At 63.1% G+C, this 1,437-nt stretch carries 1 protein-coding gene; it reads left to right on the top strand.

The features are described 5' to 3' along the window. Positions 1–95: 95 nt before the first annotated feature. The coding region (locus RG2_RS31175; protein WP_255285248.1) for an IS30 family transposase at positions 96–1,437 on the top strand (1,342 nt) is incomplete at its 3' end.

Raw genomic sequence — 1,437 nt, 5'->3', positions numbered from 1 at the left:
GATTGGGCTCAATCGGTGGAAGCAACATTCGAGGTCAGGAGGGTGTTGTGGGTCGTCCATCGGATTGGGTGCGGGAGGTGACGGGCAGGGCTCCGATGAGGTCACCGGGAGCGCCGGGCCATCCTCGGTCTAAGGAACGAGATTTTTGGGAGCAGATCAGTACTGGCAAGCTACCTCGCGAGGCAGCTGACGCTGTCGGCGTGGCGCAAGCGGTTGGTCAGCGGTGGTTCCGGCACGCTGGCGGGATGACGCCGTACTCGTGGCCCGCGCCGGCAGGCAGGTACCTTTCTTTGGCAGAGCGTGAGGAAATCGCGATCCTGCACGCCACCGGCCACGGAGTGCGCGCGATCGCGAGTGCCATCGGGAGGAGCCCGTCGACGATCTCGCGGGAGTTGCGCCGCAACGCTGCCACGCGTGGAGGCACGCTCGAATACCGCGCCAGCGTGGCGCATTGGAAAGCCGAGTTGTTTGCCCGCCGCCCGAAGACCGCCAAGCTCACGGCCAACGATCGGTTACGGCACTACGTTGAGGGCCGACTCTCGGGCCAGATCACCATGCCTGGCGGCGATGCTGTCGCCGGACCGCTCGAACGGCAATGGAAAGGCTTGAACAAGCCCCATCGTCAGGACCGCCGATGGGTGAAAGCGTGGAGCCCCGAGCAGATTTCGAACCGGCTACCAATCGATTTCCCGGATGATCTGAGCATGAGAATCAGCCACGAAGCCATCTACCAGTCCCTGTTCATCGAGGGTCGCGGTGCGCTGCGCCGCGAACTCATCTTGTGCCTGCGCACCGGCCGTGCTCTGCGCATGCCGCGGGCAAGAGCAAAGCGTGCTGCCTGGGCTCACGTGACACCGGACGTACTGATCAGCGAGCGTCCCGAAGAAGCCGACGACCGTGCGATCCCCGGGCACCACGAGGGTGACCTCATCATCGGTACGGACAGGTCCGCAATCGGAACCGTCGTCGAGCGCACAACCGGATACACCACCCTCGTGCACCTGCCACGGGAGCGTGGGTGGCGACAGCAACCGATCACCAAGAACGGGCCAGCACTGTCGGGATACGGAGCGGTGTCGATGAACAGAGCGTTGGCACAGGCACTGGCGTCGATGCCCACCGAACTCAAACGCTCGCTGACCTGGGACCGCGGGAAAGAGATGTCCGCACACGCCCAGTTCACCATCGACACCGGTCTGAAGGTCTACTTCGCCGACCCACACAGCCCGTGGCAACGAGGCACCAACGAGAACACGAATGGACTACTGCGCCAATACTTTCCGAAGGGAACTGATCTCTCGCGATGGAGCCCAGACGATCTCGCGGCAGTCGCCCACGCTCTCAACACGCGACCACGGAAACGACTCCAATGGCGAACACCCGCTGAAGCTTGGGACGAACACCTACGATCAATTCAACAGCAACGTGTTGCTTCGA

Source organism: Rhodococcus globerulus NBRC 14531 (assembly GCF_001894805.1).
GTDB classification, from domain to species: domain Bacteria; phylum Actinomycetota; class Actinomycetes; order Mycobacteriales; family Mycobacteriaceae; genus Rhodococcus_F; species Rhodococcus_F globerula.
The sequence above is the reverse complement of the archived record's forward strand: the minus strand, read 5'-3'. Positions and strand labels throughout refer to the sequence as shown.